The organism is Klenkia terrae (assembly GCF_900491935.1).
GTDB classification, from domain to species: domain Bacteria; phylum Actinomycetota; class Actinomycetes; order Mycobacteriales; family Geodermatophilaceae; genus Klenkia; species Klenkia terrae.
On record NZ_UEXK01000004.1, the window covers coordinates 927,126 to 950,200 of the forward strand.

The 23,075-nt window shown below is 73.6% G+C and carries 27 protein-coding genes; 9 read left to right on the top strand and 18 right to left on the bottom strand.

Annotation, left to right across the window (positions count from 1 at the left end; all coding sequences use genetic code 11):
* Window positions 1-98: 98 nt before the first annotated feature.
* The gene (locus tag LFA75_RS04775) at window positions 99-671 is read left to right on the top strand and encodes a hypothetical protein (protein ID WP_225232544.1); all 573 of its coding nucleotides are present in this window, start codon (window positions 99-101) and stop codon (window positions 669-671) included.
* Window positions 672-677: 6 nt separating this feature from the next.
* Here the strand turns inward: LFA75_RS04775 and rdgB are convergent, their stop codons facing one another.
* Window positions 678-1,280, bottom strand: a complete 603-nt coding sequence (rdgB, locus tag LFA75_RS04780) for an RdgB/HAM1 family non-canonical purine NTP pyrophosphatase (RefSeq protein ID WP_225232545.1) — start codon at window positions 1,278-1,280, stop codon at window positions 678-680.
* The gene (gene rph / locus LFA75_RS04785; protein ID WP_225232546.1) at window positions 1,277-2,014 is read right to left on the bottom strand and encodes a ribonuclease PH; all 738 of its coding nucleotides are present in this window, start codon (window positions 2,012-2,014) and stop codon (window positions 1,277-1,279) included. The genes rdgB and rph overlap by 4 nt, the downstream gene beginning before the upstream one ends.
* Before the next feature lie 164 nt (window positions 2,015-2,178).
* On the opposite strand from rph, the gene LFA75_RS23780 reads away from it, so the two are divergent.
* From LFA75_RS23780 to gndA, 3 genes are read left to right on the top strand one after another with little or no spacing between them, the layout of a single operon-like run.
* Window positions 2,179-3,210, top strand: a complete 1,032-nt coding sequence (locus LFA75_RS23780; RefSeq protein ID WP_263639351.1) for a YjbQ family protein — start codon at window positions 2,179-2,181, stop codon at window positions 3,208-3,210.
* Between the two features lie 42 nt (window positions 3,211-3,252).
* Window positions 3,253-3,738, top strand: coding sequence for a thioredoxin-dependent thiol peroxidase (gene bcp / locus LFA75_RS04795; RefSeq protein WP_225232547.1), 486 nt, complete (start codon window positions 3,253-3,255; stop codon window positions 3,736-3,738).
* Window positions 3,739-3,794: 56 nt separating this feature from the next.
* On the top strand, window positions 3,795-5,231 hold the full coding sequence (gndA, locus tag LFA75_RS04800; RefSeq protein ID WP_225232548.1) for an NADP-dependent phosphogluconate dehydrogenase: 1,437 nt from the start codon (window positions 3,795-3,797) through the stop codon (window positions 5,229-5,231).
* Window positions 5,232-5,338: 107 nt separating this feature from the next.
* Here gndA and LFA75_RS04805 read toward each other — a convergent pair whose 3' ends face one another.
* The 10 genes from LFA75_RS04805 to LFA75_RS04850 all read right to left on the bottom strand — a co-directional run bounded on the left by LFA75_RS04805 (window position 5,339) and on the right by LFA75_RS04850 (window position 13,173).
* Window positions 5,339-7,009 carry an HNH endonuclease signature motif containing protein gene (locus tag LFA75_RS04805; RefSeq protein WP_225232549.1) on the bottom strand — a complete coding sequence of 557 codons (1,671 nt, stop codon included), beginning with the start codon at window positions 7,007-7,009 and terminating at the stop codon, window positions 5,339-5,341.
* A 91-nt stretch (window positions 7,010-7,100) separates the two neighbouring features.
* Complete coding sequence (locus LFA75_RS04810) at window positions 7,101-7,586, bottom strand: DUF4262 domain-containing protein (protein ID WP_225232550.1); 486 nt, start codon at window positions 7,584-7,586, stop codon at window positions 7,101-7,103.
* A gap of 137 nt (window positions 7,587-7,723) precedes the next feature.
* The gene (locus tag LFA75_RS04815) at window positions 7,724-8,098 is read right to left on the bottom strand and encodes a hypothetical protein (protein WP_225232551.1); all 375 of its coding nucleotides are present in this window, start codon (window positions 8,096-8,098) and stop codon (window positions 7,724-7,726) included.
* Window positions 8,095-9,051 carry a DNA polymerase domain-containing protein gene (locus LFA75_RS04820; RefSeq protein ID WP_225232552.1) on the bottom strand — a complete coding sequence of 319 codons (957 nt, stop codon included), beginning with the start codon at window positions 9,049-9,051 and terminating at the stop codon, window positions 8,095-8,097. The genes LFA75_RS04815 and LFA75_RS04820 overlap by 4 nt, the downstream gene beginning before the upstream one ends.
* Entirely contained in the window at window positions 9,051-9,791 is a 741-nt protein-coding gene (locus tag LFA75_RS04825) for an MBL fold metallo-hydrolase (RefSeq protein ID WP_225232553.1), read from the bottom strand. The genes LFA75_RS04820 and LFA75_RS04825 overlap by 1 nt, the downstream gene beginning before the upstream one ends.
* Entirely contained in the window at window positions 9,788-10,594 is an 807-nt protein-coding gene (gene murI, locus LFA75_RS04830; RefSeq protein ID WP_225232554.1) for a glutamate racemase, read from the bottom strand. The genes LFA75_RS04825 and murI overlap by 4 nt, the downstream gene beginning before the upstream one ends.
* 10 nt (window positions 10,595-10,604) lie before the next feature.
* Window positions 10,605-11,300 (bottom strand): HAD-IA family hydrolase, encoded by a 696-nt coding sequence (locus LFA75_RS04835; RefSeq protein WP_225232555.1) that lies wholly within the window; start codon window positions 11,298-11,300, stop codon window positions 10,605-10,607.
* Complete coding sequence (locus tag LFA75_RS04840; RefSeq protein WP_225232556.1) at window positions 11,291-12,241, bottom strand: PLP-dependent cysteine synthase family protein; 951 nt, start codon at window positions 12,239-12,241, stop codon at window positions 11,291-11,293. The genes LFA75_RS04835 and LFA75_RS04840 overlap by 10 nt, the downstream gene beginning before the upstream one ends.
* Before the next feature lie 22 nt (window positions 12,242-12,263).
* On the bottom strand, window positions 12,264-12,539 hold the full coding sequence (locus LFA75_RS04845; protein WP_225232557.1) for a MoaD/ThiS family protein: 276 nt from the start codon (window positions 12,537-12,539) through the stop codon (window positions 12,264-12,266).
* Window positions 12,540-12,699: 160 nt separating this feature from the next.
* Complete coding sequence (locus LFA75_RS04850) at window positions 12,700-13,173, bottom strand: Mov34/MPN/PAD-1 family protein (RefSeq protein ID WP_225232558.1); 474 nt, start codon at window positions 13,171-13,173, stop codon at window positions 12,700-12,702.
* A gap of 91 nt (window positions 13,174-13,264) precedes the next feature.
* On the opposite strand from LFA75_RS04850, the gene LFA75_RS04855 reads away from it, so the two are divergent.
* Window positions 13,265-13,624 carry a hypothetical protein gene (locus LFA75_RS04855; protein WP_225232559.1) on the top strand — a complete coding sequence of 120 codons (360 nt, stop codon included), beginning with the start codon at window positions 13,265-13,267 and terminating at the stop codon, window positions 13,622-13,624.
* On the opposite strand, the gene LFA75_RS04860 is transcribed toward LFA75_RS04855, so the two are convergent.
* Window positions 13,563-14,054 carry a DUF2017 family protein gene (locus LFA75_RS04860; protein WP_225232560.1) on the bottom strand — a complete coding sequence of 164 codons (492 nt, stop codon included), beginning with the start codon at window positions 14,052-14,054 and terminating at the stop codon, window positions 13,563-13,565. The genes LFA75_RS04855 and LFA75_RS04860 overlap by 62 nt on opposite strands.
* Window positions 14,051-14,347 carry an ATP-dependent Clp protease adapter ClpS gene (clpS, locus tag LFA75_RS04865; protein ID WP_225232561.1) on the bottom strand — a complete coding sequence of 99 codons (297 nt, stop codon included), beginning with the start codon at window positions 14,345-14,347 and terminating at the stop codon, window positions 14,051-14,053. The genes LFA75_RS04860 and clpS overlap by 4 nt, the downstream gene beginning before the upstream one ends.
* A gap of 25 nt (window positions 14,348-14,372) precedes the next feature.
* Between clpS and LFA75_RS04870 the strand changes: the two genes are divergently transcribed.
* A complete protein-coding gene (locus LFA75_RS04870; RefSeq protein ID WP_225232562.1) occupies window positions 14,373-15,656 on the top strand; it encodes a nicotinate phosphoribosyltransferase in 1,284 nt (427 codons plus the stop codon).
* The gene (locus tag LFA75_RS04875; RefSeq protein WP_225232563.1) at window positions 15,653-16,231 is read left to right on the top strand and encodes an isochorismatase family protein; all 579 of its coding nucleotides are present in this window, start codon (window positions 15,653-15,655) and stop codon (window positions 16,229-16,231) included. The genes LFA75_RS04870 and LFA75_RS04875 overlap by 4 nt, the downstream gene beginning before the upstream one ends.
* Before the next feature lies 1 nt (window position 16,232).
* On the opposite strand, the gene serB is transcribed toward LFA75_RS04875, so the two are convergent.
* The gene (gene serB, locus LFA75_RS04880) at window positions 16,233-17,489 is read right to left on the bottom strand and encodes a phosphoserine phosphatase SerB (RefSeq protein ID WP_225232564.1); all 1,257 of its coding nucleotides are present in this window, start codon (window positions 17,487-17,489) and stop codon (window positions 16,233-16,235) included.
* A 71-nt stretch (window positions 17,490-17,560) separates the two neighbouring features.
* A complete protein-coding gene (ctaD, locus tag LFA75_RS04885) occupies window positions 17,561-19,375 on the bottom strand; it encodes an aa3-type cytochrome oxidase subunit I (protein ID WP_455428473.1) in 1,815 nt (604 codons plus the stop codon).
* A 357-nt stretch (window positions 19,376-19,732) separates the two neighbouring features.
* Between ctaD and LFA75_RS04890 the strand changes: the two genes are divergently transcribed.
* Window positions 19,733-20,002 carry a GlsB/YeaQ/YmgE family stress response membrane protein gene (locus tag LFA75_RS04890; RefSeq protein ID WP_225232566.1) on the top strand — a complete coding sequence of 90 codons (270 nt, stop codon included), beginning with the start codon at window positions 19,733-19,735 and terminating at the stop codon, window positions 20,000-20,002.
* A 108-nt stretch (window positions 20,003-20,110) separates the two neighbouring features.
* On the opposite strand, the gene LFA75_RS04895 is transcribed toward LFA75_RS04890, so the two are convergent.
* Both LFA75_RS04895 and LFA75_RS04900 read right to left on the bottom strand, forming a co-directional pair.
* On the bottom strand, window positions 20,111-20,956 hold the full coding sequence (locus LFA75_RS04895; RefSeq protein WP_225232567.1) for a putative RNA methyltransferase: 846 nt from the start codon (window positions 20,954-20,956) through the stop codon (window positions 20,111-20,113).
* Window positions 20,953-21,462, bottom strand: coding sequence for a metallophosphoesterase family protein (locus LFA75_RS04900; RefSeq protein WP_225232568.1), 510 nt, complete (start codon window positions 21,460-21,462; stop codon window positions 20,953-20,955). The genes LFA75_RS04895 and LFA75_RS04900 overlap by 4 nt, the downstream gene beginning before the upstream one ends.
* Before the next feature lie 90 nt (window positions 21,463-21,552).
* On the opposite strand from LFA75_RS04900, the gene LFA75_RS04905 reads away from it, so the two are divergent.
* A complete protein-coding gene (locus tag LFA75_RS04905) occupies window positions 21,553-23,061 on the top strand; it encodes an MFS transporter (protein WP_225232569.1) in 1,509 nt (502 codons plus the stop codon).
* Window positions 23,062-23,075: the final 14 nt, after the last annotated feature.

A 23,075-nucleotide genomic window follows, 5' to 3' on the forward strand; every position in this document is an offset into this window, starting at 1 on the left:
ACCGGTCACCGCCCCCGGCACGCCGCGGCCGACCCCGGCGGTCCGGCCCGCCCGGCCGGCCGGGGCCTGCTGTCCTGGGCGGTCGACGAGGCTCCCCGGTGACCGTCGCCGACACGTCCGCCGCGCTGCCGGCCCCCGCGGCACCGCGCGACCCGATCCGCATCCCGATGGGCTCGGTGCTGCTGGTCGCCCTGGCGCTGCTGGTCGTCGAGCTCGTGGCCGGGGTGCTCACCCGGACCGACCTGCACGTGCTCGCGCTGGGCATGTGCGTGTCGGCCGCCGTGCTCTTCGGCCTGGTCTTCTCCCTGGGCGCGATCACCATCGCCGGTTTCGCGGCCGGTGCGGCGTCCGCCGGGGTCGTGGTGCTCGAGACCGAGCACCTGGTCACGGTGCTGCTGGCGCTGGTGGTCACCGCGGTCGTGTGCGGGCTGGCCCCGGGCTGGGCGCGGGTGGAGGCCTGGCAGGCCGTCCGGTCGGCCCCGCTGTCCGGCCGCGAGCAGTCGGCCGTGGCGCAGGTGCCGCTGGCCGCCCAGCGCCGGGCCGGCCTGCCCTCGCGCCTGCGGGTGCGCTGGCGCAGCGACCGGGTGTTCGCGGCGTTCCTGGTGCTGGCGTTCCCGCCGGTCTTCGTGACCGGGGCGATCGCCTTCGTCACCTGGACCGCGAACCGCTGACCGGTCTCAGGCCAGCAGCTCGGCGACCACCGGGATGAGGGCGGCGAAGGCCTGCCCGCGGTGGCTGATCGCGTCCTTCTCCGCCGCTGCCAGCTCCGCCGACGTCCGGTCCAGGCCCTCGGGCAGGAAGACCGGGTCGTAGCCGAAGCCGTTGCTGCCCCGCGGCTCGCGGAGGACGGCCCCCCGCCAGGTCCGCTCGAGCACCCGCTCCGTGCCGTCGGGCAGGACCAGCGCGGCGGCGCAGACGAAGCCCGCCCCGCGGCGCTCGTCCGGGACGTCGGCCAGCTGGCCCAGCAGCAGCGCGGTGTTGGCCGGGTCGTCCCCGTGCCGGCCCGACCAGCGCGCGGACAGGATGCCGGGCATCCCGTTCAGCGCGTCCACGGTGATGCCGGAGTCGTCGGCGACCGCCGCCAGCCCCGTGTACCGCACCGCCTCGCGGGCCTTGAGCAGGGCGTTCTCCGCGAAGGTGGCCCCGGTCTCCGGTGCCTCCGGGTACTCGGGGACGTCGCGCAGCCCGAGCACCTCGACCCCGGGGACGGCGGTGGCCAGCAGCCGCTGCAGCTCGGCGAGCTTGCCTGCGTTGCGGGTGGCCAGCAGCAGGCGGCTCACCGGGACCGGGCCTCGGCCTGCAGCGCCTCGGTCTGCATCCGGGTCAGGTCCGCGCAGCCGGCGACCGCGAGGTCCAGCAGCTGGTCCAGGGTGGCCCGGTCGAACACCGCGCCCTCCGCCGTCCCCTGCACCTCGACGAACCCGCCGTCCCCGGTGCAGACGACGTTCATGTCCGTCCCCGCCCGCACGTCCTCCTCGTAGGCCAGGTCCAGCCGGGGCTCGCCGTCCACGACGCCGACGCTGACCGCGGCCACCGACTGCGCCAGCGGTGCCTTCTTCGCCAGCTTGCCGCGCTCCCCCAGGTAGGACACCGCGTCGGCCAGGGCGACGTAGGCCCCGGTGATCGCGGCGGTCCGGGTGCCGCCGTCGGCCTGCAGCACGTCGCAGTCCAGCGCGATCGAGTTCTCCCCGAGCGCGGACAGGTCGATCGAGGCGCGCAGCGAGCGGCCGATGAGCCGGCTGATCTCGTGCGTCCGGCCGCCGATCTTGCCCTTCACCGACTCGCGGTCGCTGCGGGTGTGGGTGGCCCGGGGCAGCATCGAGTACTCGGCGGTCACCCAGCCCAGCCCGGAGCCGCGCCGCCAGCGCGGCACGCCCTCGGTGACGCTGGCCGCGCAGAGCACGCGGGTGCGCCCGAACTCGACGAGCACCGAGCCCTCGGCGTGGTCGAGCCAGTTGCGGGTGATGGTCACCGGACGGAGCTGGTCGGCCGCACGGCCGTCGGGGCGGGTCACGTGGGACGAGGGTAGTGGGCCGGGGCAGGAGCGCCGACCGCGCCGGACCGGCGGCCCGACCCCGGGCGCAGACCGGCCGCGACGGCCCGACCGGCGGTTGCCGTCCGGCCGCCCGCGTCGGGACCGCCCGACGCCCCGCGCCCGAGAACGAGGCCGACCGACCGATGTCCCAGCACGCCGACCGCACCGACGACGCGACCCCCGCCGAGCCCGTCGAGACCCCGGCGGAGCGCACGCACCGGTTCCTCGAGCTCGGCGCCGCCCTGGTGCTGGGTCTGGCCGCCACCGCCACCGCCTTCGCCGCCTACGAGAGCGGCTCCCTCGGCGGCGACGCCATCGCCGGGTACAGCGAGGCGAACAACCTGACCAGCCAGGCCGCCGACGTCTACGGCGACGCCAACGGCCAGTTCAACTACGACCGCGGGCTGTTCCTCACCTACGCGGGCTACCTGGTCACCGGCGACACCGAGACCGGCGACGAGGTCACCGACCCCTTCGACACCGACGCCGGCTCGCCCTACGCGCTGGAGGAGTACGCGCAGGGCAACGACCTCACCGAGCAGTCCGAGAGCGTCTTCGCCGCGGCGCGGGCCGCCGACGAGCAGGGCGGGCAGTTCGACGTCGCCACCGTGTTCCTGGCCCTGTCGCTGTTCTCCGCCGGCATCGCGTCGGTCTTCACGAGCCTGGTCCCCCAGGCCGTGATGCTGGGCGTCGGCACGATCGGCCTGGTCGTCGGGCTGGTGCAGCTGCTCGTCGCGCTGGAGTCCGCCGACGGGGGCACCATCGCCGGTATGCGTTCGGAGCTGCGCCAGGTGCGCACCGGCGGGGTGCCCGTCGTCGTCGACCTGACCGACGAGTGCGCGGAGTTCGTCCGCGCCGAGGCCGACGGCCTGCTGCAGGTCTTCGTGCCGCACGCGACCGCCGGCATCGCGATCATCGAGACCGGCGCCGGGAGCGACGACGACCTGCTGGCCCAGCTGGACGTGCTGCTGCCCACGGACGGGCGGTGGCGGCACCGGCACGGCTCGCCGGGGCACGGCCGGGACCACGTGCTGCCGGCGTTCGTGCCGCCGCACGCGACCGTGCCGGTGCTCGAGGGCCGACTGGCGCTGGGCACCTGGCAGCGGATCTGCTTCGTGGACACCAACGGCGACAACCCGACCCGGCACGTGCGGTTCAGCTTCCTGCCCGGCTGACCGCCGCACACGACCGTCACCCCGGTCTGCCACCATGCCCGCATGACCGAGAGCGCCGCCGTGACCCGCCTGTCCCCCGGTGACCGGGCTCCGGACTTCACCCTGCCCGACGCCGACGGCACCCCGGTGTCACTGAGCTCGTACCGCGGGCGCCGGGTCGTCGTCTACTGCTACCCGGCCGCGCTGACGCCGGGCTGCACCACCCAGGCGGTGGACTTCACCTCGGCGGCCGGGGAGTTCGCCGAGGCAGGGCTGGACATCATCGGCATCTCGCCGGACGCCCCGGAGAAGCTGGCCCGCTTCCGGGAGCAGGAGTCGCTGTCGATCACGCTGGTCTCCGACGTCGACAAGGAGACCTTGACCGCCTACGGCGCCTTCGGCCCCAAGAAGCTGTACGGCAAGGAGGTCGTCGGCGTGATCCGCTCGACCTTCGTCCTCGACGCCGAGGGCACGGTCGAGAAGGCCGCCTACAACGTCAAGGCCACCGGGCACGTCGCCAAGCTGCGCCGCGACCTCGGTCTGGACTGACGCGGGGAGTCCCTCGACACGTGTAGCACTCCACCCGGTCGGGCACGACCGGGTGCATGAGCGAACAGATCGGCGTCACCGGGCTCGCGACGATGGGGGCCAACCTCGCCCGCAACCTGGCCCGGCACGGCCACCACGTGGTCGTGCACAACCGGACGAAGGCCAAGACCGACGCGCTGATGGGCGCGCACGGCGAGGACGGTGACCTGGTCCCGGTCGAGTCCCTGGAGGACCTGGTCGGCGCCCTGGAACGACCCCGCAATGTGATCATCATGGTCGCCGCCGGTGACCCCACGGACGCAGTGATCGAGGCCATCGCGCCGCTGCTGGACGAGGGCGACGTGCTGGTGGACGGCGGCAACGCCCGGTACACCGACACCATCCGGCGCACCGCGGAGCTCGGCGAGCGCGGTCTGCACTTCGTCGGCGCCGGCATCTCCGGCGGCGAGGAGGGCGCGCTGAACGGGCCGAGCATCATGCCCGGCGGGTCCGCCGAGGCCTACGCGGTCATCGGCCCGCTGCTGGAGGACATCTCCGCGCACGTGGACGGCGAGCCGTGCTGCACCCACGTGGGCACCGACGGCGCCGGGCACTTCATGAAGATGGTGCACAACGGCATCGAGTACGCCGACATGCAGCTCATCGCCGAGGCCTACGACCTGCTGCGCCAGGGCCTGGGCCTGTCGCCGGCCGAGATCGGGGACGTGTTCGCCACCTGGAACGAGGGCGACCTGCAGTCCTACCTGATCGAGATCACCGCCGAGGTGCTGCGGCACACCGACGAGCGGACCGGCAAGCCGTTCGTCGACGTCGTGCTCGACGAGGCGGAGCAGAAGGGCACCGGGCGCTGGACCGTGCAGTCCGCGCTGGACCTGGGCACCCCGGTCTCCGGCATCGCCGAGGCGGTCTTCGCCCGCGCGCTGTCCGGCCACGTCGACCAGCGGGCGGCGGCGCAGAAGGTGCTGCCCGGCCCGGGCCGGGACTGGGACGACCAGGTCGCCGACCGCGAGGCATTCACCGAGAGCGTCCGGCAGGCGCTGTACGCGGCGAAGGTGGTCGCCTACTCCCAGGGCTTCGACCAGATCGCCAAGGGCGCCGAGGAGCACGGCTGGGACGTCGACCGCGGCGCGCTGGCCGCGATCTGGCGGGACGGCTGCATCATCCGGGCGGCGTTCCTGGACCGCGTGCGCCAGGTGTTCACCGACGAGCCCGACCTGACCACGCTGCTGACCAACGAGTACTTCCGGGACGCCGTCGCCGACGCCCAGGAGGGCTGGCGCCAGGTCGTGGCCGGCGCCGCCCGGCACGGCGTCCCCGCCCCCGGCTTCGCCAGCGCCCTGGCTTACTACGACGGGCTGCGCGCCGAGCGCTCCCCCGCCGCCCTCATCCAGGGCCTGCGCGACCGCTTCGGCTCGCACACCTACAAGCGCGTCGACGCCGAGGGCTCGTTCCACACGATGTGGTCCGAGGACCGCCGCGAGGTCGAGGCCTGAGCCACGTCGCCGCCCTGGGCACCCGTGTGCCAGGCCGGGCTGCGCCACCTGAGCGTCGGAGCAGGCGGTGCAGCCGGGCCTAGGGCCCCTCACGGCAGCACACCTCGTCAGAACGGAGGCGGATCGGCTGCCGGGTCGTAGGGCGGTGGCGGCTCGGTCAGCAGGTCCAGGACTCCGCCCATGGCCGGTGGCCGGGTTATGCGGGTGGTACCGCCGGGGGTGGTGACGTGCAGGGTGCCGTCGTCGTCCATCTCGAAGCGCCAGCCGGGTGCGTGGGTCTTCAGCCGATGATGGCGGCGGCAGAGCATCGCCAGGTTGCCGACGCAGGTGGGTCCGCCGCGCTCTGGCTTGTGGTGGTCGTAGGGGACGACGTGGTCGGCGTCGCAGGACCTGGCGACCTGCCGGCACCCTGGGAACCGGCAGTGTCGGTCGCGGGCGCGCAAGTACCGGTACTGGGCGGCGGTCGGACCGTAGCCAGCAGCTGGAGGGGGTGGACCGACGCCGCGGCCGGCCTTGGCGGCGGCGACCAGTTCCTCGGGGGTGGCCACGGCCAGCAGCCGGCCGCGATCACCGGTGATCGTGAACGCCAGGTCGCCGCCCTCGGGATGGGTGAGCCCCAGGGCGTCGATCCAATGCAGTAGCGACCGCACCGCGGCCGGGGTCACCGGCAGCCCGCCGATGTGCCCGACCCGGCTCCCACCGTCGGTCACACCGGCCGCCGGGGCGCAGATCGCCTCGCCTTCGGTTGCCTCGCATTCGGTTGCCTCGACTCCAGGTGCCTCGTCTCGGGGCGCCTCGTCCTGCGTCGCCTCGTCGCCGGGGACGGTGTCGTCGGCTGTCGCCGACCCGGCCTCGGCCGGGGCGGTGGGGAGGAGGTCGGCGAGGTCGGCGTTGATGGTCAGGTGCGCGACCGCCGGGTCCTGCTGGACCCAGGGCCGGGTGATCAAGGTGGCCACCAGGTCGGTCTCGATCTCCCCGGTGCGGCGGTCGTCCCCGTCGGCCTTTCGCTCCCGTGCGAACGCGCCGAGCTGCGCCTTGACCAGCTTCGCCGTGGCCGCCTCCATCCCGGTCACCCGCACGTCCGCCAGTCCGTCACCGGTGCTCTGCACCCGCACCCCGGCCTCCCGCTTCCGCAACTCCCGCCGCCGGTCCGCCGCTTCGGGGTCCGCAGCGATCAGTGCGGCTTCGACCCGACCCCGCAACGTCGACGGCGCGCACCCGGCCGCAGCCCACGCCACACCGCGGGCAGCGACCGCATCGACGATCGCGTCGTCGACCGGGCCGCCCCACGAACGGGCCTGGTAGCGCAACGCCCGCACGATCGCCTTGGCGCGGGTCTCGTCGATCCGCTGATCAGCCAACGCCTCCCACACCGCCGTCAGCTGCCGGACCAGGGTCAGGTCGTCGTCCACCAGATACCGAGCCGATCCCACCGACATGTTCAGCAGCACCGCGACCTCGTCGGGCAAGAAGTCATCCGCCACCTGCAGCGACGGGTCATCATCGGTGTCCGGCCTCGTGTCGGTGCGGGCACCCGGCGCGAACGGCAGCGGCTGGCGGGCGCCCAGGGTGGCTTTGCGCTCGATCAGGCCGGCGCGGTACGCGGCCAGGGCCGACATCTGCTTCTGCACCGACGCCAACTCGGCGTCCAACTCAGCACCGGACAGCCCGGCGGCAGCAGCGAGCTCGGTCAGCCGCGGCACCGGCGCGGAGTCGACGGGCACGGCGGTGACGTAGGGGGTCACCTCCACCCGGAACCGTCGCGCCGTCGCTGTCATGGACGTAGTCCACCAGAGGGGTACGACAGTTCTGTATTCCTCATCAAGCCTCTGAGCAGGCAATACGGGGTGACCAGACAGCTGCGGATGGTCACGCGCGCCACGTCCCCGGGCGCGGCTGGCAGTCAGCCGGATCGCACGGGTAGGCCGGATCCCAGGGATGGGTCCCGTCCTGGTGCGCCCACGCGAGCTGGTAGGCCGGCACCGAGAACTCGTCCGGCCGGCGGTAGTGCCGGTTCGCGGCGAAGAGGATCTCGGCCGGGTTGGGCAGGTGCTCGACGACCAATCCGTCGGGTCGGTCGGGGAACACGACGAGCTCCCCCGGGATCAGGTCCCGACCGTCGACCACCAGGTCCGCAACCCGCTGCAGCATCGCGTAGGCGTCCTCGGGTCCCACCCCGACCACGACGAGTTCGGGGTGCCCCAGGCCGAACAGGCCCACGGTGTAGCCGAACGGCGGTTCGTCCGCCTCCTCACCGCGCCCCACGTACTGCACCGTCCAGCGGTGGATTCGGATGAGCTGCGAGCGATCGGTGTCCTCCTGGTCGAGCCAGGCTGTCTCCTGCGGTGTCGTCATGGCGGGACCATCGGGGCGACCCCCGACGTATCCGGGCGGTCAGACCCGCCCCTGTGGACGGCGGCCCTCGTCCACAAGGTCGGTTGACCGTGCGGTCGATCCGTGCCGCCCTCCCGCGACGACCGCCGCCCGGCCGGTCAGCGTCGGACGACCCCGACGACCCGCTGGCACACCCACGCGCCGATCCCGGTCCCGACCGCGACGAGCGCCGCGCCCACCGGCCAGAGCCCGTCGCCGTCCGGCGCGGATGCGGCCGACACCGCCCAGGCCACCGTGAAGACGACCGGGACGACGGCGACCAGCCACGCCGCCCCCCGCCACGCTGCAGCCAGTCCCAGCAGCAGGAGCAGCGCGCCCGCCAGCGCCACCTGCCAGACCGCGTAGGGCCCGGCGACCTGACCGGTGGTCGCGTCGACGTCGTACCCCGTGTCCCACCCGAGGACGGCGAGGTGGACGGCCGCGGTCAGCGCGGCGAGCACGACGACGGCCGCCGCCGTGGGCAGCCGTCTCACCTACCGTCCTCGGCCGCCCTCTTGCGGCGCTTGCCCTCGTGCATCGCGGCCACCCGGGCGACCGGGATGGTGTGGCCCTCGGCGACCAGGTCGGCCGGCAGGGCCTGCGGGTCGGGCAGCGCGTCGGCCCACGGGTCGCCGGTGATCCGGTCCGCGGCGTCGGTGACGGTCACCCCGCGCGGCGTGGCCCCGTCCAGGTCGTCCCAGCCCACCGGCGCCGAGATCGGCAGGCCCGGCCGGGCGCGGGGTGAGTAGGCGACGGCGATCGTGCCGCGGCCCGAGCGCGTCGAGTCCACGAACACCCGGCCGCCCCGCTCGGTGACCACGTACTCCGTCGTCGCCACCTCGGGGTCCAGCGCCGCGGTGCGGGCAGCCAGCGCGCGGGTGGCCGCGGCGACGTCCTCGTGGGAGGACCCGTGCACCGGCACCACCAGGTGCAGGCCGCTGGACCCGGTCGTCTTCACCGCCGCCGCCAGCCCCGCGTCGGCCAGCGCGCGGCGGGCCAGCCGGGCCACCGCGACGACGTCGGCGAACGCGCCGTCCTCGGGCGGGTCCAGGTCCAGCACCAGGCCGGTGGGCTCGGCGAACGCGCCGTCCACGACCGGGGAGAACGGCACGTGCAGCTCGACGGCCCGCTGATTGGCCAGCCACAGCAGGGTGCGACGGTCCTCCACGAGGACCTGATGCACCTCGCGCCGGGTGCGGTCGGACCAGGTGGCCACCGTGCGCACCCAGTCCGGCGCCCCCTTGGGGATGTCGCGCTGCACGAACGCCGCCGCCCCCGGGCGGATCCGCACCATGGTCAGCGGCCGGCCGGACAGCAGCGGCACCAGCCGGTCGGCGAAGGCGTCGTAGTGGTCGGCCAGCGCCCGCTTGGTGACGCCCAGCCCGTCGCCGACCTCGGCGTCCAGCGAGGAGAAGGAGACCCCGTCGCGTTCCTCCCGGGCGGCCATCAGATGTCGTAGACCGCGAGCGGGCCGACCAGCTCGGACGCCGGGAAGACCGCCGCGGCGTCGGCCAGCTGCGCCTGCGGGTCGACCCAGGACGGCACGTGGGTCAGCAGCAACCGGACCACCCCGGCGTCCCGCGCGTGCTCCCCGGCCTCCCGGCCGGTCAGGTGCAGGTCGGCCGGCAACCCCGGGACGTCGGGGTGCGCGGCCTCCGCGAGCAGCACGTCCGCGCCCCGGGCCAGCTCGACGACGGCCGGGCAGACCCCGGTGTCGCCGGTGTAGACCAGCGACCGGCCGCCGGCGGTGAGGCGGAACGCGTAGCACTCGACCGGGTGCGCGGTGCGGGCCGTCTCGACCCGGAACGGCCCCAGCTCCCAGGACCCCGGCCCGATGCCGAACACCTCGAACACGTCGTCGATCGGCCCGTCGGACAGGTCGTAGGCCAGCCGCAGCCGGCGGTCGGCGCCCACCGGCGCGTACAGCGGCACCGGACCGCGCGTGGTCAGCCCCGAGTACCGGCGCCACACCACGAACGGGGCGACGTCCAGGCAGTGGTCGGCGTGCAGGTGGGACAGCAGGACGGCGTCGACGTCGTCGGGCGGCAGCACCTTCTGCAGCGCGCCGAACGCCCCGCTGCCCAGGTCCAGCACGACCCGGTACCCCTCGTGCTCCACCAGGTAGCTCGACGCCGGCGACTCGGGACCGGGCCCGGACCCCGAGCAGCCGACGACGGTGAGCCTCATGCCGGCAGCACCGTGTCCACGACCGGGCCGAGGAACCGGCGGCCCAGCCGGGCGAACGGCTCGGGGTCACCGGTGGCCAGGAAGGCGTGCTGCGGCGGCGCCGCGTCGTCGGGCCGGAGCAGGTCGGCCCCGGTGAGCACCCGGTAGACGTCCTGGGCGGTCTCCTCGGCGCTGGACACCAGCGTCACCTCCGGGCCGAGCACCAGCGAGAGGACGCCGGTGAGCAGCGGGTAGTGGGTGCAGCCGAGCACGACGGTGTCGACGTCGGCGGCCAGCAGCGGCTCGAGGTAGGACTGCGCCAGGCCCAGCAGCTGGCGGCCGCTGGTGACGCCGCGCTCGACGAAGTCGACGAAGCTCGGGCAGGCGGTGCTGGTGACCGTGATGTGCGGGGCGGCGGCGAAGGCGTCGGCGTAGGCGCCGGAGGTGACGGTCGCCGTGGTCCCGATGACGCCGACCCGGCCGGTGCGGGTGGCCGCCGTCGCGCGCCGGACCGCCGGCAGCACGACCTCCACCACCGGCACGTCGTAGCGCTCCCGGGCGTCGCGCAGGCAGGCCGCGGTGGCCGAGTTGCAGGCCACCACCAGCATCTTGACCCCGGCCTCGACCAGGTCGTCCATGACCGCCAGGGAGTGCCGCCGGACGTCGGCGATGGGCAGCGGACCGTAGGGCCCGTTGCGGGTGTCCCCCACGTAGCGGACCGCCTCGTGCGGCAGCTGGTCGAGGATCGCGCGGACCACCGTCAGCCCGCCCACCCCGGAGTCGAAGACCCCGAGGGGCGCGTCGGCGCTCGGCGAGGTCCCCACCGGGGAAAGGCTAGTGCGCCCCCGCCGGACCGCGCAGCACGGTCGCCGCGGGCAGCAGCAGCCCGTCGCCGGACCAGCGGGCCCCGGCCAGGTCCCGGACGACGAGCTCGGCGCCGGTGGCCAGCGCCTCCTCGCCGATGCCCAGCACGCGGCACCCGGCGGCCTTCCCCGCGGCGATCCCGCTCGGGCTGTCCTCCAGCACCAGCGCCTCCGCCGGGGTCAGCCCCAGGCCTCGGGCGGCGGCGAGGTAGCCGGCCGGGTCGGGCTTGCCCACGGCGACGTCCTCGGCGGCGACGAACACCTCGGGCACCGGGATGCCGGCAGCGGTCAGCCGCGCGGTGGCCAGCGCCCGGGTGCCGGAGGTGACGACGGCCCAGGTGCCCGGCGGCAGCATGGCCAGCAGCGCGGGGACGCCGGCCATCGCGGCGACCAGCTCGGCGTCCTCGAGCTCGTAGGCGTCGACCAGTGCCGTCGCCTCCACCCGCACGTCCTCGGGGACCAGCAGCGCCACGGTGTCCGCGGCCCGCCGGCCGTGCACGATCGACAGCGCCCGCTCGGGGAGCACGTCGTAGGCGAGGGCCCACCGGCTCCAGGCGTTCTCCACGGCGGTGATGCTGTCGACCAGCACGCCGTCGTTGTCGAACAGCAGCCCCGTGGCCGGGACGTGCAGGTCGGGGGCGAGCGCGGTGTCGTCGCTCAGGCCCACAGCTGGCCCTCCAGGGCGGCCGTGGCCTCGTCGAGGGTGCCCGCGTAGGCGCCGGTGGACAGGTACTTCCAGCCGCCGTCGCAGACGATGAAGCAGATGTCGGCCTTGCGCCCGGCCGCCACCTCCTTGTCCGCGATGCCCAGCGCCGCGTGCAGGATCGCCCCGGTCGAGATGCCGGCGAAGATGCCCTCGCGCTCCACCAGCTGACGGGTGCGGTGCACGGCGTCGTCGGGACCGACGGAGAACCGGCTGTCCAGCATCGAGGGGTCGTACAGCTCGGGGATGAACCCCTCGTCGATGTTGCGCAGGCCGTAGACCAGCTCGCCGTAGCGGGGCTCGGCGGCGATCACCTGGACCTCGGGCTTGTGCTCGCGCAGGTAACGGCCCACGCCCATCAGCGTCCCGGTGGTGCCCAGACCGGCCACGAAGTGGGTGATGGAGGGCAGGTCGGCCAGGATCTCCGGGCCGGTGCCGGTGTAGTGCGCCTCGGCGTTGGCCGGGTTGCCGTACTGGTAGAGCATCACCCAGTCCGGGTTCTCCCCCGCCAGGCGCTTGGCCACCGCGACCGCCTCGTTGCTGCCGCCGGCGGCCGGGGAGCTGATGATGCGCGCCCCGTACATCTCCAGCAGCTGCCGCCGCTCGATCGAGGTGTTCTCCGGCATCACGCAGATCAGTCGGTAGCCGCGCTGGCGGGCGACCATGGCCAGCGAGATGCCGGTGTTGCCGCTGGTGGGCTCCAGGATGGTGGACCCGACCTGCAGCCGGCCCTCCTTCTCGGCCGCCTCGATCATCGCGATCGCCGCCCGGTCCTTGATGGAACCGGTCGGGTTGTGGTCCTCGAGCTTGGCCCACAGCCGGACGTCGGCCGTCGGGGACAGCGACGGCAGCCCCACCAGGGGCGTGCCGCCGAGGGAGTCGACGAGGGATGCGAAGCGGGCCACGGTGGGACCTCCTACGGGTGGGTCAGCCGCCGGCGACGGCGGGCAGGATGGTGACCGAGTCGCCGTCCTTGAGCTCGGTGTCCAGCGCGCCGGTGAACCGGACGTCCTCGTCGTTGACGTAGACGTTCACGAAGCGGTGCAGCTTGCCCTCGTCGGTGACGAGGCGGCCCTTGATGCCGGGGTGCTGGCCGTCGATGTCGTCGACGAGCGCCGACAGGGTGCTCCCGGAGCCGGAGACGATCTTGTTGCCGCCGGTGTGGGTGCGCAGGATGGTGGGGATCCGGACCTCGATGGCCATGGTGGTGCCTTCCGTGGGGGTGGGGGACGCCTCGCGCAGCACGCAGCGGGGCCGGTCACTGAGGGGCAGAACGCCCTGCGACGGGCAGGGATTCCGCCGGCCCCCTCGCAGGGCCCCGCGGCGTGCGGAGCACGTCGTGGGGGGCGAGGGGGTCCTTCCGTCAGTCGTAGACGACGGTGGTCGGCGTGTGGCCGAACAGGTAGGACTCGACGACGTCGACGTCCTCCTCGGTGACCTGGCCGTCGACGATCCGGAAGCTGCGGAGCTCGACGTCGTCCCCGGCCAGGCCGGTCTGCTCGCCGTGCTCGCGGGTGGAGACCAGCACGTAGTGCGCGAAGGGCTCGGACGCATAGCTGATGTCGGTGCGCGAGGGGTAGGCCTCGGTCGCGGTGTGCGAGTGGTAGACGACGACGGGGACCTCGTCGCGGTCGTCCATCTCCCGGTAGAGCCGCAGCAGGTCGCCGCTGTCGAACTCGTAGAACGTGGGCGAGCGCGCCGCGTTCAGCATCGGGATGAACCGCTCGGGCCGGTCGCTGCCCTCGGGGCCGGCGACGACGCCGCACGCCTCGTCCGGGTGGTCACGCCGGGCGTGCGCCACGATCGCGTCGTAGGACGCCCGGTCGATGCGCAGCACACCGGGGAGTCTACGGCCAGGTCGGCCGGCCGACCGCGGTGGCCGGTACCCGACCGCGCCAACCGGTACGGTCCCGGATCGTGGTGCGCTCGTGGTGATCCAGGTCCTGATGGCCGTCGGTGTCGTGGTGCTGGCCCTGCCGGCGCTGGTGCTCGGCGGCAGCCGGCTGAACCGGCGCGGCCCGCGCAGCCTGCGCACCCCGGGCGGGACGACGTCGGAGTTCGTGGTGGTGCTGGTCGGCCGGGTGCTGGGGCTGCTGCTGATCCTGGTGCTGTCCACCCTGGTGCTGGTGGCCACGATCGGCGCCATGGTGAAGGACCTGCACGACCTGCCGAGCCTGGTCTACGTGGCCTTCGTGCTGGACCTGCTGCTGGCCGCGCTGGTGGTGCTCACCTCCGGCGCCCCGCGCCGGACACGAACGCGTCGACGAGGGACCCCTGCACGGCGGTGAGCCAGTGGTAGACCGACATCTGCTGCGACCCGTCGTCGGGGTCCGGCGGACCGGTCTCGGCGGTGATGCCCAGCCGGGTGCCCAGCGCCAGCCGCAGGTCGTTCGTCGTCCGCAGCCAGGCCCGGGCCTGGTCGTCGTCGAGCCGGACGTCGCCGCCGTCCGCGGGCACCGTCGCGCGGACCAGCGCCAGGTCACCGGCCTTGCCCTCCCGGAGCGCGGACTCGGTGAGGTCCCGGTAGTCGCGGGCGATCTCGGCGTCGCTGGCGTGCCCCGCGGGGAACAGCCGGGCGCGGACCGGGTCGGCCGGGACGTCGGCGGCGTCCTCGTCGAGCAGCTGGTCGAGCTGCTCGAGCAGCAGGCCGAGGATCTCCGACTCCTGCGCCGACAGCCCGGCCACCACGTGGTCGCCGCGCCGCCGGAAGGGCTTCACGCGTCCCTCTGGTAGCTGGCCCACAGGCCGTAGGCGTGCAGCCGGCTGGTGTCGTGCTCCATCTTCTCGCGCGGACCCGAGCTCACGATGGCCTTGCCCTCGTGGTGCACCTGCAGCATCAGGGTGCTCGCCTTCTGCTCGTCGTAGCCGAACAGGTCCTGCAGCACGAACGTCACGTACGTCATCAGGTTGACCGGGTCGTCCCACACCACGGTCACCCACGGGCGGTCGAGCTCGTGCTCGGCGTCCGTGGCGGTCTCGGTCGTCCGCTCGGGCGCCATCGGTCCGGCCACGCCGCCCACTCTAGGCTGCCTTCCCATGCCTCCCAGCCCGGCATTGCTGACCGACCGGTACGAGCTGACGATGCTCGCCGCCGCCCTCGCCGACGGCACCGCCGACCGCGACTGCGTCTTCGAGGTGTTCGCCCGCCGCCTCCCCCACGGCCGCCGCTACGGCGTGCTGGCCGGCACCGGCCGGCTGCTCGACGCCCTCGCGGACTTCCGGTTCGGCGACGAGGACCTGGCCGCCCTCCAGGAGCAGGGCATCACCGACCCGGCCCTGCTGGCCTGGCTGGCCGACTTCGAGTTCGCCGGGGACGTCGAGGGCTACGCCGAGGGCGAGCTCTACTTCCCCGGCTCCCCCGTGCTCGCCGTCCGGGCGCCGTTCGGGCAGGCGGTGCTGCTGGAGACCCTGGTGCTGTCGGTCCTCAACCACGACAGCGCCATCGCCTCGGCCGCGGCGCGGATGGTCGGCGCCGCCGGCGGGCGCCCGTGCATCGAGATGGGCTCGCGGCGCACCCACGAGGAGGCCGCGGTCGCCGCGGCCCGGGCGGCCTGGCTGGTCGGGTTCGCCTCGACGTCGAACCTGGCGGCCGGTGCCCGCTACGCCGTGCCGACGGCGGGCACCAGCGCGCACGCCTTCACGCTGCTGCACGACGACGAGGCCGCCGCCTTCCGCGCCCAGGTGGACACCCTGGGCACCGGGACGACGCTGCTGGTGGACACCTACGACACGATGCAGGGCATCCGCACCGCGATCGAGGTGGCCGGCACCGAGCTGGGCGCCGTGCGGCTGGACTCCGGCGACCTGGGGCTGCTGGCCGTGCAGGCCCGCGAGCTGCTGGACTCCCTCGGCGCGCACCGCACCCGGGTCACGGTCACCAGCGACCTGGACGAGTACGCCATCGCCGCACTGGCCGCCGCCCCGGTCGATGGCTACGGCGTGGGCACCTCCCTGGTCACCGGCTCGGGCTCCCCCACCGCCGGCATGGTCTACAAGCTGGTCGAGCGGGACGGCGTGCCGGTGGCCAAGACCGCCGAGGGGAAGCGCTCGGTGGGCGGGCGCAAGTCCGCGGTGCGCCGGCACGACGGCTCCGGCACCGCGACCGCCGAGGTCGTCGTCCCGGGCGCGATCAGCCCTCAGGACGGTGACCGCGGTCTGGTCGTGCCGCTGGTGCAGGCCGGCGTGCGGGTCACCGACGCGGACCCGGCGGCCTGGCTGCGCACCGCGCGCGGGCACCACGAGAAGGTGCGGACGGCGCTGCCCGCCGAGGCCTGGTCGCTGTCCCGCGGCGAGCCGGCGATCGATACGGTCGACCGGTGACCAAGGCGCTGATCGTGGTGGACGTGCAGAACGACTTCTGCGAGGGCGGCAGCCTGGCCGTCGCCGGCGGCGCGGCCGTCGCGCGGGCGATCACGGCGCACGCCGGGCAGGGGCTCGAGCGCGGGGAGTACGCGCACGTCGTGGCCACCCGTGACCACCACGTCGACCCGGGCGACCACTTCTCCGACAGCCCCGACTTCCTGGACACCTGGCCGCGGCACTGCGTCGTGGACACCGACGGCGTCGAGCTGCACCCGGCGCTGGACCGCGGCACGCTGCAGGCCGTCTTCGACAAGGGCGAGCACGCCGCCGCCTACTCCGGCTTCGAGGGCGCGGCCGACGGCGTCGGGCTGGCCGACTGGCTGCGCGGGCACGGCGTCGACACCGTCGACGTGGTCGGCATCGCCACCGGCCACTGCGTCCGGGCCACCGCGCTGGACGCCGTCGCCGAGGGCTTCGCGACCCGGGTGCTGCTGCCGCTCACCGTCGGCGTCGCCGAGGGCACCACGGCGGCCGCGCTGGACCAGCTGCGCACTGCCGGCGTCGAGCTCACCGGGGAGCCCCAGCGCTTCTGAGCTAGCCGGCGTCCAGGACCTCGTCGCGGGTGAAGCCGAGGACCTGCAGGACGGCGTCCAGGTAGGGCTGGTTGAGCGCCGTGTGCGCCTGCTCGCGGACGAACGGCTTGGCGTTGAACGCGATGCCGAGCCCGGCGGTGGTCAGCATGTCCAGGTCGTTGGCGCCGTCGCCGACCGCGACCGTCTGCTCCAGCGGGATGCCGTGCTCGGCGGCGAACCGGGCCAGGGCCCGGGCCTTGCCCGGGCGGTCGACGATCTCGCCGACCAGTCCGCCGGTCAGCACGCCGTCGGCCACCTCCAGGGTGTTCGCCGCCGCGAAGTCCAGCCCCAGGGAGGCGGCCAGCGGGTCGGTGATCTGGGTGAAGCCGCCGGAGACGATGCCGCAGCGGAAGCCGAGCCGCTGCAGGGTGCGGATCAGGGTGCGCGCGCCGGGGGTGAGCACCAGGTGCTCGCGGACCTCGTCGAGCACCCCCACCGGCAGGCCGGCCAGGGCCGCCACCCGGGCGCGCAGCGACTGCTCGAAGTCCAGCTCGCCGTTCATCGCCGCCGCGGTGATCCGGGCGACCTCGGCGGCCCGGCCGGCCCGGGCGGCCAGCTCGTCGATGACCTCGCCGCGCACCAGCGTGGAGTCCACGTCGAGCACGATCAGCCGCTTGCTGCGCCGGGCCAGGCCGACCTGCTCGACGGCGATGTCCGCGCCGGTGGCCGCGGCCACCGCCCCCAGCGCCGCCCGCAGCGCGCCGGCCTCGGCCCCGGACACTGTCAGCTCGAAGCTGGTCACCGGGTAGTCCGACAGCCGCCGGATGGCGTCGATGTTGCCGCCGACGTCGGCGATGGCCCGGGCTGCGCCGCCGACGGCGTCCGGGGGCACCGGGCGGCCCAGCACGATCACGTGGTGCCGGCGCACGCCGTCCAGGCCCAGACCGGTGGCCCCCGCCGCCGGCTCGACCAGCACAGCCACACCGGTCGCCGTGCCCACCTCGGCCGCCAGCGGCGCCAGCCGGGCGACCAAGGCGGCGTCGTCGGTGCCGCCGTGCTCGTGCACCACCACGCCGAGCACCAGCTGGCCGTGCACGACCACCTGCTCGGCGTCGACCACCTCGAGCGCAGGCACCCCGGCCAGCGCGGTGAACAGCTGGGCGGTGACCCCGGGGCGGTCGGCGCCGGTGACGGTGAGCAGTGCGCCGGCGTGCGGCACGTCGTCCCCGGGGACGTCGGGGGCGTCGGCGGCGGGCAGGTCCTGGGCTGGGCCGGTCACGCCCGTCATGGTGCCGCAGACGCAGGACGCCCCCTCGGCCGGGCCGAGGGGGCGTCCTGGGTGCGTCGTGGCTACAGCGGGTCGGGGTCGTTGGCCCCGGCGCGCTTGCCGGTGCCGCTGAGCAGCTCGCTGGCGTACGGGTCGTGCTTCTTCCCCGCGTGCGCCTCGGCGTCCAGGCGCTCCTTGAGGTGGGGGTAGTGCAGCTCGAAGGCGGGGCGTTCGGAGCGGATGCGGGGGATCTCGGTGAAGTTGTGCCGCGGCGGGGGGGACGACGTGGCCCACTCCAGGGAGTTGCCGTGGCCCCAGGGGTCATNGCGCTCCTTGAGGTGGGGGTAGTGCAGCTCGAAGGCGGGGCGTTCGGAGCGGATGCGGGGGATCTCGGTGAAGTTGGGCCGCGGCGGGGGGGACGACGTGGCCCACTCCAGGGAGTTGCCGTGGCCCCAGGGGTCATCGCGCAGGGCGAGTTGGCCGTACTTCCAGGACTTCACCACGTTGTACAGGAACGGGATGGTGGAGGCCCCGAGGATGAAGGACCCGATCGTGGAGATCGTGTTCAGCGTGGTGAACCCGTCGGTGGGCAGGTAGTCGGCGTAGCGGCGGGGCATGCCCTGGTTGCCCAGCCAGTGCTGGACCAAGAAAGTCATGTGGAACCCGATGAACGTCAACCAGAAGTGCACCTTGCCCAACCGCTCATCCATCATCCGCCCGCACATCTTGGGGAACCAGAAGTAGATGCCGCCGTAGGCGGCGAACACCACCGTCCCGAACACCGCGTAGTGGAAGTGGGCGACCACGAAGTAGGAATCGTTCAGCTGCCAGTCCAGCGGCGGGGACGCCAGCAGCACCCCGGTCAACCCACCCAGCAAGAAGGTGACCAGGAACCCCATCGCAAACAGCATCGGGGTCTCGAACGTCAACTGCCCGCGCCACATGGTGCCGATCCAGTTGAAGAACTTGATCCCGGTCGGCACGGCGATCAGGTAGGTCAAGAAGCTGAAGAACGGCAGCAGCACCGCCCCGGTGGCGTACATGTGGTGCGCCCACACCGTCAACGACAACGCCCCGATCCCGATGATCGCGAACACCATGCCCTTGTAGCCGAACAACGGCTTGCGGGCGAACACCGGGATGATCTCGGAGATGATCCCGAAGAACGGCAACGCGATGATGTAGACCTCGGGATGGCCGAAGAACCAGAACAGGTGCTGCCACAGCATCGGCCCACCGTTCGCCGCGGAGAACACCAACGCACCCAGGTGCCGGTCGGCCAGCAACGCCAACAACGCCGCAGTCAGGATCGGGAACGCCAACAAGATCAAGATGCTGGTGACCAGCGAGGACCACCCGAAGATCGACATCCGGAACATCGTCATCCCCGGCGCCCGCAGACACACGATCGTGGTGATGAAGTTGACCGCACCCAAGATCGTGCCCAGACCACTGACGGCCAGCCCGGCGATCCACAGATCAGCCCCGGCACCGGGTGAGTTCGTCACATCCGACAACGGCGAATAGGCATACCACCCGAAGTCCGCAGCACCACCAGGGGTGGCGAACCCCGAGATCATGATCAACCCGCCGAACAGGAACAACCAGAACGAGAACGCGTTCAACCGCGGGAACGCCACATCCGGGGCACCCAGCTGCAACGGCAGGATCAAGTTCGCGAACGCGAAGAACAACGGCGTCGCGAAGAACAACAACATCACCGTGCCGTGCATGGTGAACAACTGGTTGTACTGCTCGTTGGACAAGTACTGCAACCCCGGCCGGGCCAGCTCACCACGCATCAACATGGCCATCAGGCCACCGACCATGAACCACGTGAACGACACAGCCAGGTACATCAAGCCGATCGTCTTGTGATCAGTGGTCCGCAGCAACATCGACAGCCGCGAACCCTTCTCGGCCACGTGCACCGGACTGGGACGGCTCACGATCGGAGCGGGGGCGATCGTCACGGAGGCGAGAGTAGTCGGTGGCGCAGGCGCCCGTGCGGCGGACCGGGGGCGCCCCGCCGCGCGTCCGGCGGCCGATCTGGAGCCGTTCCACAATGCTGGGCCGAGAGGACAGCTATGCGGCAGGAAATCTGATTTGTGCGGGCAGTAGTTGCCAAACAGCCCGGCCGGCGATGACCAGAACGTGACCTACCCCAGGTTTCGGCAGGTCTCAGCGTGGACACATCTCCACTGACGCCGGGAGAGACCGGCGCAGCGCCACCCCGTCACCACCTGGAGGTCCTCATGCTCTGGAACATCATCGTCCTGCTCGTCATCGGTCTGGTCGCCGGCTTCATCGCCCGGGCCGTCATCCCCGGCTCGCAGAAGCTCTCGATCGTCGCCACCATCGTGCTGGGCATCATCGGCTCGCTGGTCGGCAACCTGCTCGGCAGCCTGATCAGCGGCAACGGCTTCGAGCTGGGCACCGCCGGCTGGATCGGCTCCATCGTCGGCGCGATCATCGTGCTCGGCGTGTACGTGGCCGTCACCGGCCGCAAGAGCGTCCGGCGCTGACCCGGGGCGGCTGAGCGCCGCCCCCGTCGCCCCGGATCCCGGGCGCGACTGCAGGACCTCCGACGGGGGCCCGGTCCCACAGACCGGGCCCCCGTTCGTGTACCCGGCTCACGACGGGCGGTAGATCCCGACGTCCACGGCGACGGTGACCCGCACCGGTTCGGGCAACGCGGACAGCGCCGCGTCCAGCTGCCCGGCGCCCAGGTGCCGGGCGTGCGGGCCCATGCCCACGAGCACCCGCACCGCGGCGCGGTCCAGCTCGAGCTCCTCCCGGTGGGTCCGGACGGCGGTCCTGGCCAGCTGCGGCTCCAGGCTGCCGGCCAGCCGCCCGGCCTTGTCCGGGTCGACCGCCAGCAGCCCGAGCGGCCCGACCAGCTCCCCCAGGTGGTCCGCGGCCGGGGTGACGACGACCAGCCGGCCGTCCGGGCGCAGCACACGGGCGGTCTCGGGACCGTTGCGCGGGGCGAAGACGACCAGCACCCGGTCGACCGAGGCGTCCTGGACGGGCACCCCGGCCCAGGTGTCGGCCACCACGGCCAGCGCGCGCGGGTGGGCGCGGGCCGCCCGGCGCGCGGCGTACCGCGAGACGTCCAGGCCGATCCCGACCGCGTCCGGCGCCCGGTCCAGCACCCCGGCCAGGTGCGCCCCGGTGCCCGCGCCCAGGTCCAGCACGCTCCGCGGCGGACCGTCGGCGAGCACCGCCGCGGCCAGCGCGGCGGTCACCCCGGCGTAGTGGCCGGCGGCCAGGAACTCCACCCGGTCGGCCACCATCTGCGCGGAGTCCCCGTCGTGCGGGCTGCCCGAGGGCGGGAGCAGGGTGACGTGGCCCTGCCGGGCCCGGTCGAAGGTGTGCCCCGCCGTGCACCGCAGTCCGGTGGGGACGACGGCGAACCCGGCACCGCACACCGGGCAGGCCAGCACCGCGACGGCGGCGGGCGGCAGCGGCGGGCTCACCCGCGGGCCGGGAGGCGGTGCAGCTCGACGTCGCGCAGCTGCCCGGCGTCGGCGACCGCGGTCAGGTAGGTGCAGGACGGCTGCCGCCGGCGGTCGGTGGGCGATCCGGGGTTGAGCAGCCGCAGCCCGCTCGTCGTCGTGGTGTCCCACGGGATGTGGCTGTGCCCGAAGACCAGCACATCGACGTCCGGGTAGCGGGCCGAGCAGCGCTCCTCCCGGCCCTTCGCGTCGCCGGTCTCGTGCACCACCGCGATCCCGACGCCGTCGAGCTCGACCCGGGCGACCTCCGGCAACCGCTCGCGCAGCTCGCCGTGGTCGTTGTTGCCGTGCACCCCGACCAGCCGCCGCGCGCGCTCCTCCAGCTGGTCGAGCAGGGCGACGTCCACCCAGTCGCCGGCGTGCACGACGACGTCGGCCGCGTCGATCTCGGCCCAGAGGGAATGCGGGAGGTCGCGGGCCCGCTTCGGGACGTGCGTGTCCGCCAGCAGCAGCAGGGAAACGGGCACGCGCCCATCGTGGCAGGGCACTACCGTCCAGCCGTCGGCCGACGTCGTCCGCACCGTGGCTCCCGCTCCCCCGACACCTCGGAGACCCCAGTGACCGACCCCGCCCGCGACCGCACCGCGGTCGACGACCACCCCTACCCGCAGCGCTGGCTGGCCCTCGCCGTCATCGCCGTGACCGTCCTGATGATCGTGCTGGACGCGACCATCGTGAACATCGCGCTGCCCGCCGTCTCCGTCGACCTGGGCATCAGCGAGGCGAACCAGCAGTGGATCGTCACCGCCTACACCCTGACCTTCGGCGGCTTCCTGCTCCTGGGCGGACGCATCGCCGACTTCTGGGGCCGCAAGCGCACCTACCTGGTCGGCGCCGTCGGCTTCGCGCTGGCCTCCGCCCTGGGCGGCCTGGCCACCAACGAGGCGCTGCTGTTCGCCGCGCGCGCCCTGCAGGGCACCTTCGGCGCCCTCCTCGGCCCGGCGTCCCTGGCCCTGATCACCGTGCTGTTCACCGACGCCGCCGAGCGGGCCAAGGCCTTCGCCGTCTACGGCGCGATCGCCGGCGGTGGCTCCGCCGTCGGCCTGCTGCTGGGCGGGGTGCTCACCGAGTACGCCGACTGGCGCTGGTGCTTCTGGGTGAACGTGCCGATCGCCGTCCTCGCCGTCGTCGCCGCCTGGCGGATCGTGCCGGAGAGCAAGGCCTCCGGCGAGACGAAGTACGACGTCCCCGGTGCCGTGCTGATCACCGTGGGCCTGGCCTCGCTGGTCTACGGGTTCACCAAGGTCGCCGAGGCCGCGCAGGCCTCCGACGGCGGCAGCCCGTGGTCCGACGGCCCGGCCCTGGCGTTCATCGGCATCGGCGTCGTGCTGGTGGTGGCCTTCGTCGTCGTCGAGTTCCGGGTGCGCAACCCGCTGCTGCCGATGCGCCTGGTGCTCGACCGCAACCGCGGCGGCGCCTACCTCACCGCCACGCTGGTCGGCGCCGGGCTGATCGGCTCGTTCTTCTTCCTCAGCCTGTACTTCCAGCAGGTGCTGGGCTACACCCCGGTCAGCGCCGGGTTCGCCTCCTTGCCCGTCACCGGCGGCGTGCTCGTGGCCGCGGGCACCGCGAGCCAGCTGGTCCCCCGCGTGGGGCCCAAGCCGCTGATGGTCGCCGGCGGTGTCTTCGCCGCGGCCGGGCTGTTCACGCTGTCCTTCCTCGGCCTGGACACCCCGTTCTGGCAGGTAGCACTGCCCGGCCAGGTGCTGCTGGGCCTGGGGCTGGGCTTCACCTTCGTGCCGCTGTCGAACCTGGCCCTGGTCGGGGTGGGCGAGCACGACGCCGGTGCGGCCAGCGCCGTGCTGCAGGCCGTGCAGCAGGTCGGTGCCTCCATCGGCACCGCGCTGCTGGCGACCTTCTCGGTCACCGCGATCACGAACTCGCTGAGCGAGCGGCCGCCGACGCCGGAGGACCCGACCGCGCCGCTGGTTGCCCAGGTCGAGGGCTACACGACCGCGTTCACCTGGGGCGCCGCGCTGCTGCTGGTGGCCGCGATCTCCTCGGCCGTCCTGATCAAGGCCGGCAAGGACGACCTGCCGGCCGAGATGGCCGTGCACGCCGGCTGACCCCGCACGCACGA

Bases quoted from the DNA above. Each gene is read 5' to 3' on its own strand.
- bcp (WP_225232547.1), top strand. From the start codon at position 3,253: ATGACCGAGAGCGCCGCCGTGACCCGCCTGTCCCCCGGTGACCGGGCT.
- LFA75_RS04890 (WP_225232566.1), top strand. From the start codon at position 19,733: ATGCTCTGGAACATCATCGTCCTGCTCGTCATCGGTCTGGTCGCCGGC.
- LFA75_RS04845 (WP_225232557.1), bottom strand. From the start codon at position 12,539: ATGGCCATCGAGGTCCGGATCCCCACCATCCTGCGCACCCACACCGGC.
- LFA75_RS04810 (WP_225232550.1), bottom strand. From the start codon at position 7,586: ATGACGACACCGCAGGAGACAGCCTGGCTCGACCAGGAGGACACCGAT.
- gndA (WP_225232548.1), top strand. From the start codon at position 3,795: ATGAGCGAACAGATCGGCGTCACCGGGCTCGCGACGATGGGGGCCAAC.
- LFA75_RS04825 (WP_225232553.1), bottom strand. From the start codon at position 9,791: ATGAGGCTCACCGTCGTCGGCTGCTCGGGGTCCGGGCCCGGTCCCGAG.
- LFA75_RS23780 (WP_263639351.1), top strand. From the start codon at position 2,179: ATGTCCCAGCACGCCGACCGCACCGACGACGCGACCCCCGCCGAGCCC.
- LFA75_RS04870 (WP_225232562.1), top strand. From the start codon at position 14,373: ATGCCTCCCAGCCCGGCATTGCTGACCGACCGGTACGAGCTGACGATG.
- LFA75_RS04820 (WP_225232552.1), bottom strand. From the start codon at position 9,051: ATGGCCGCCCGGGAGGAACGCGACGGGGTCTCCTTCTCCTCGCTGGAC.
- LFA75_RS04805 (WP_225232549.1), bottom strand. From the start codon at position 7,009: ATGACAGCGACGGCGCGACGGTTCCGGGTGGAGGTGACCCCCTACGTC.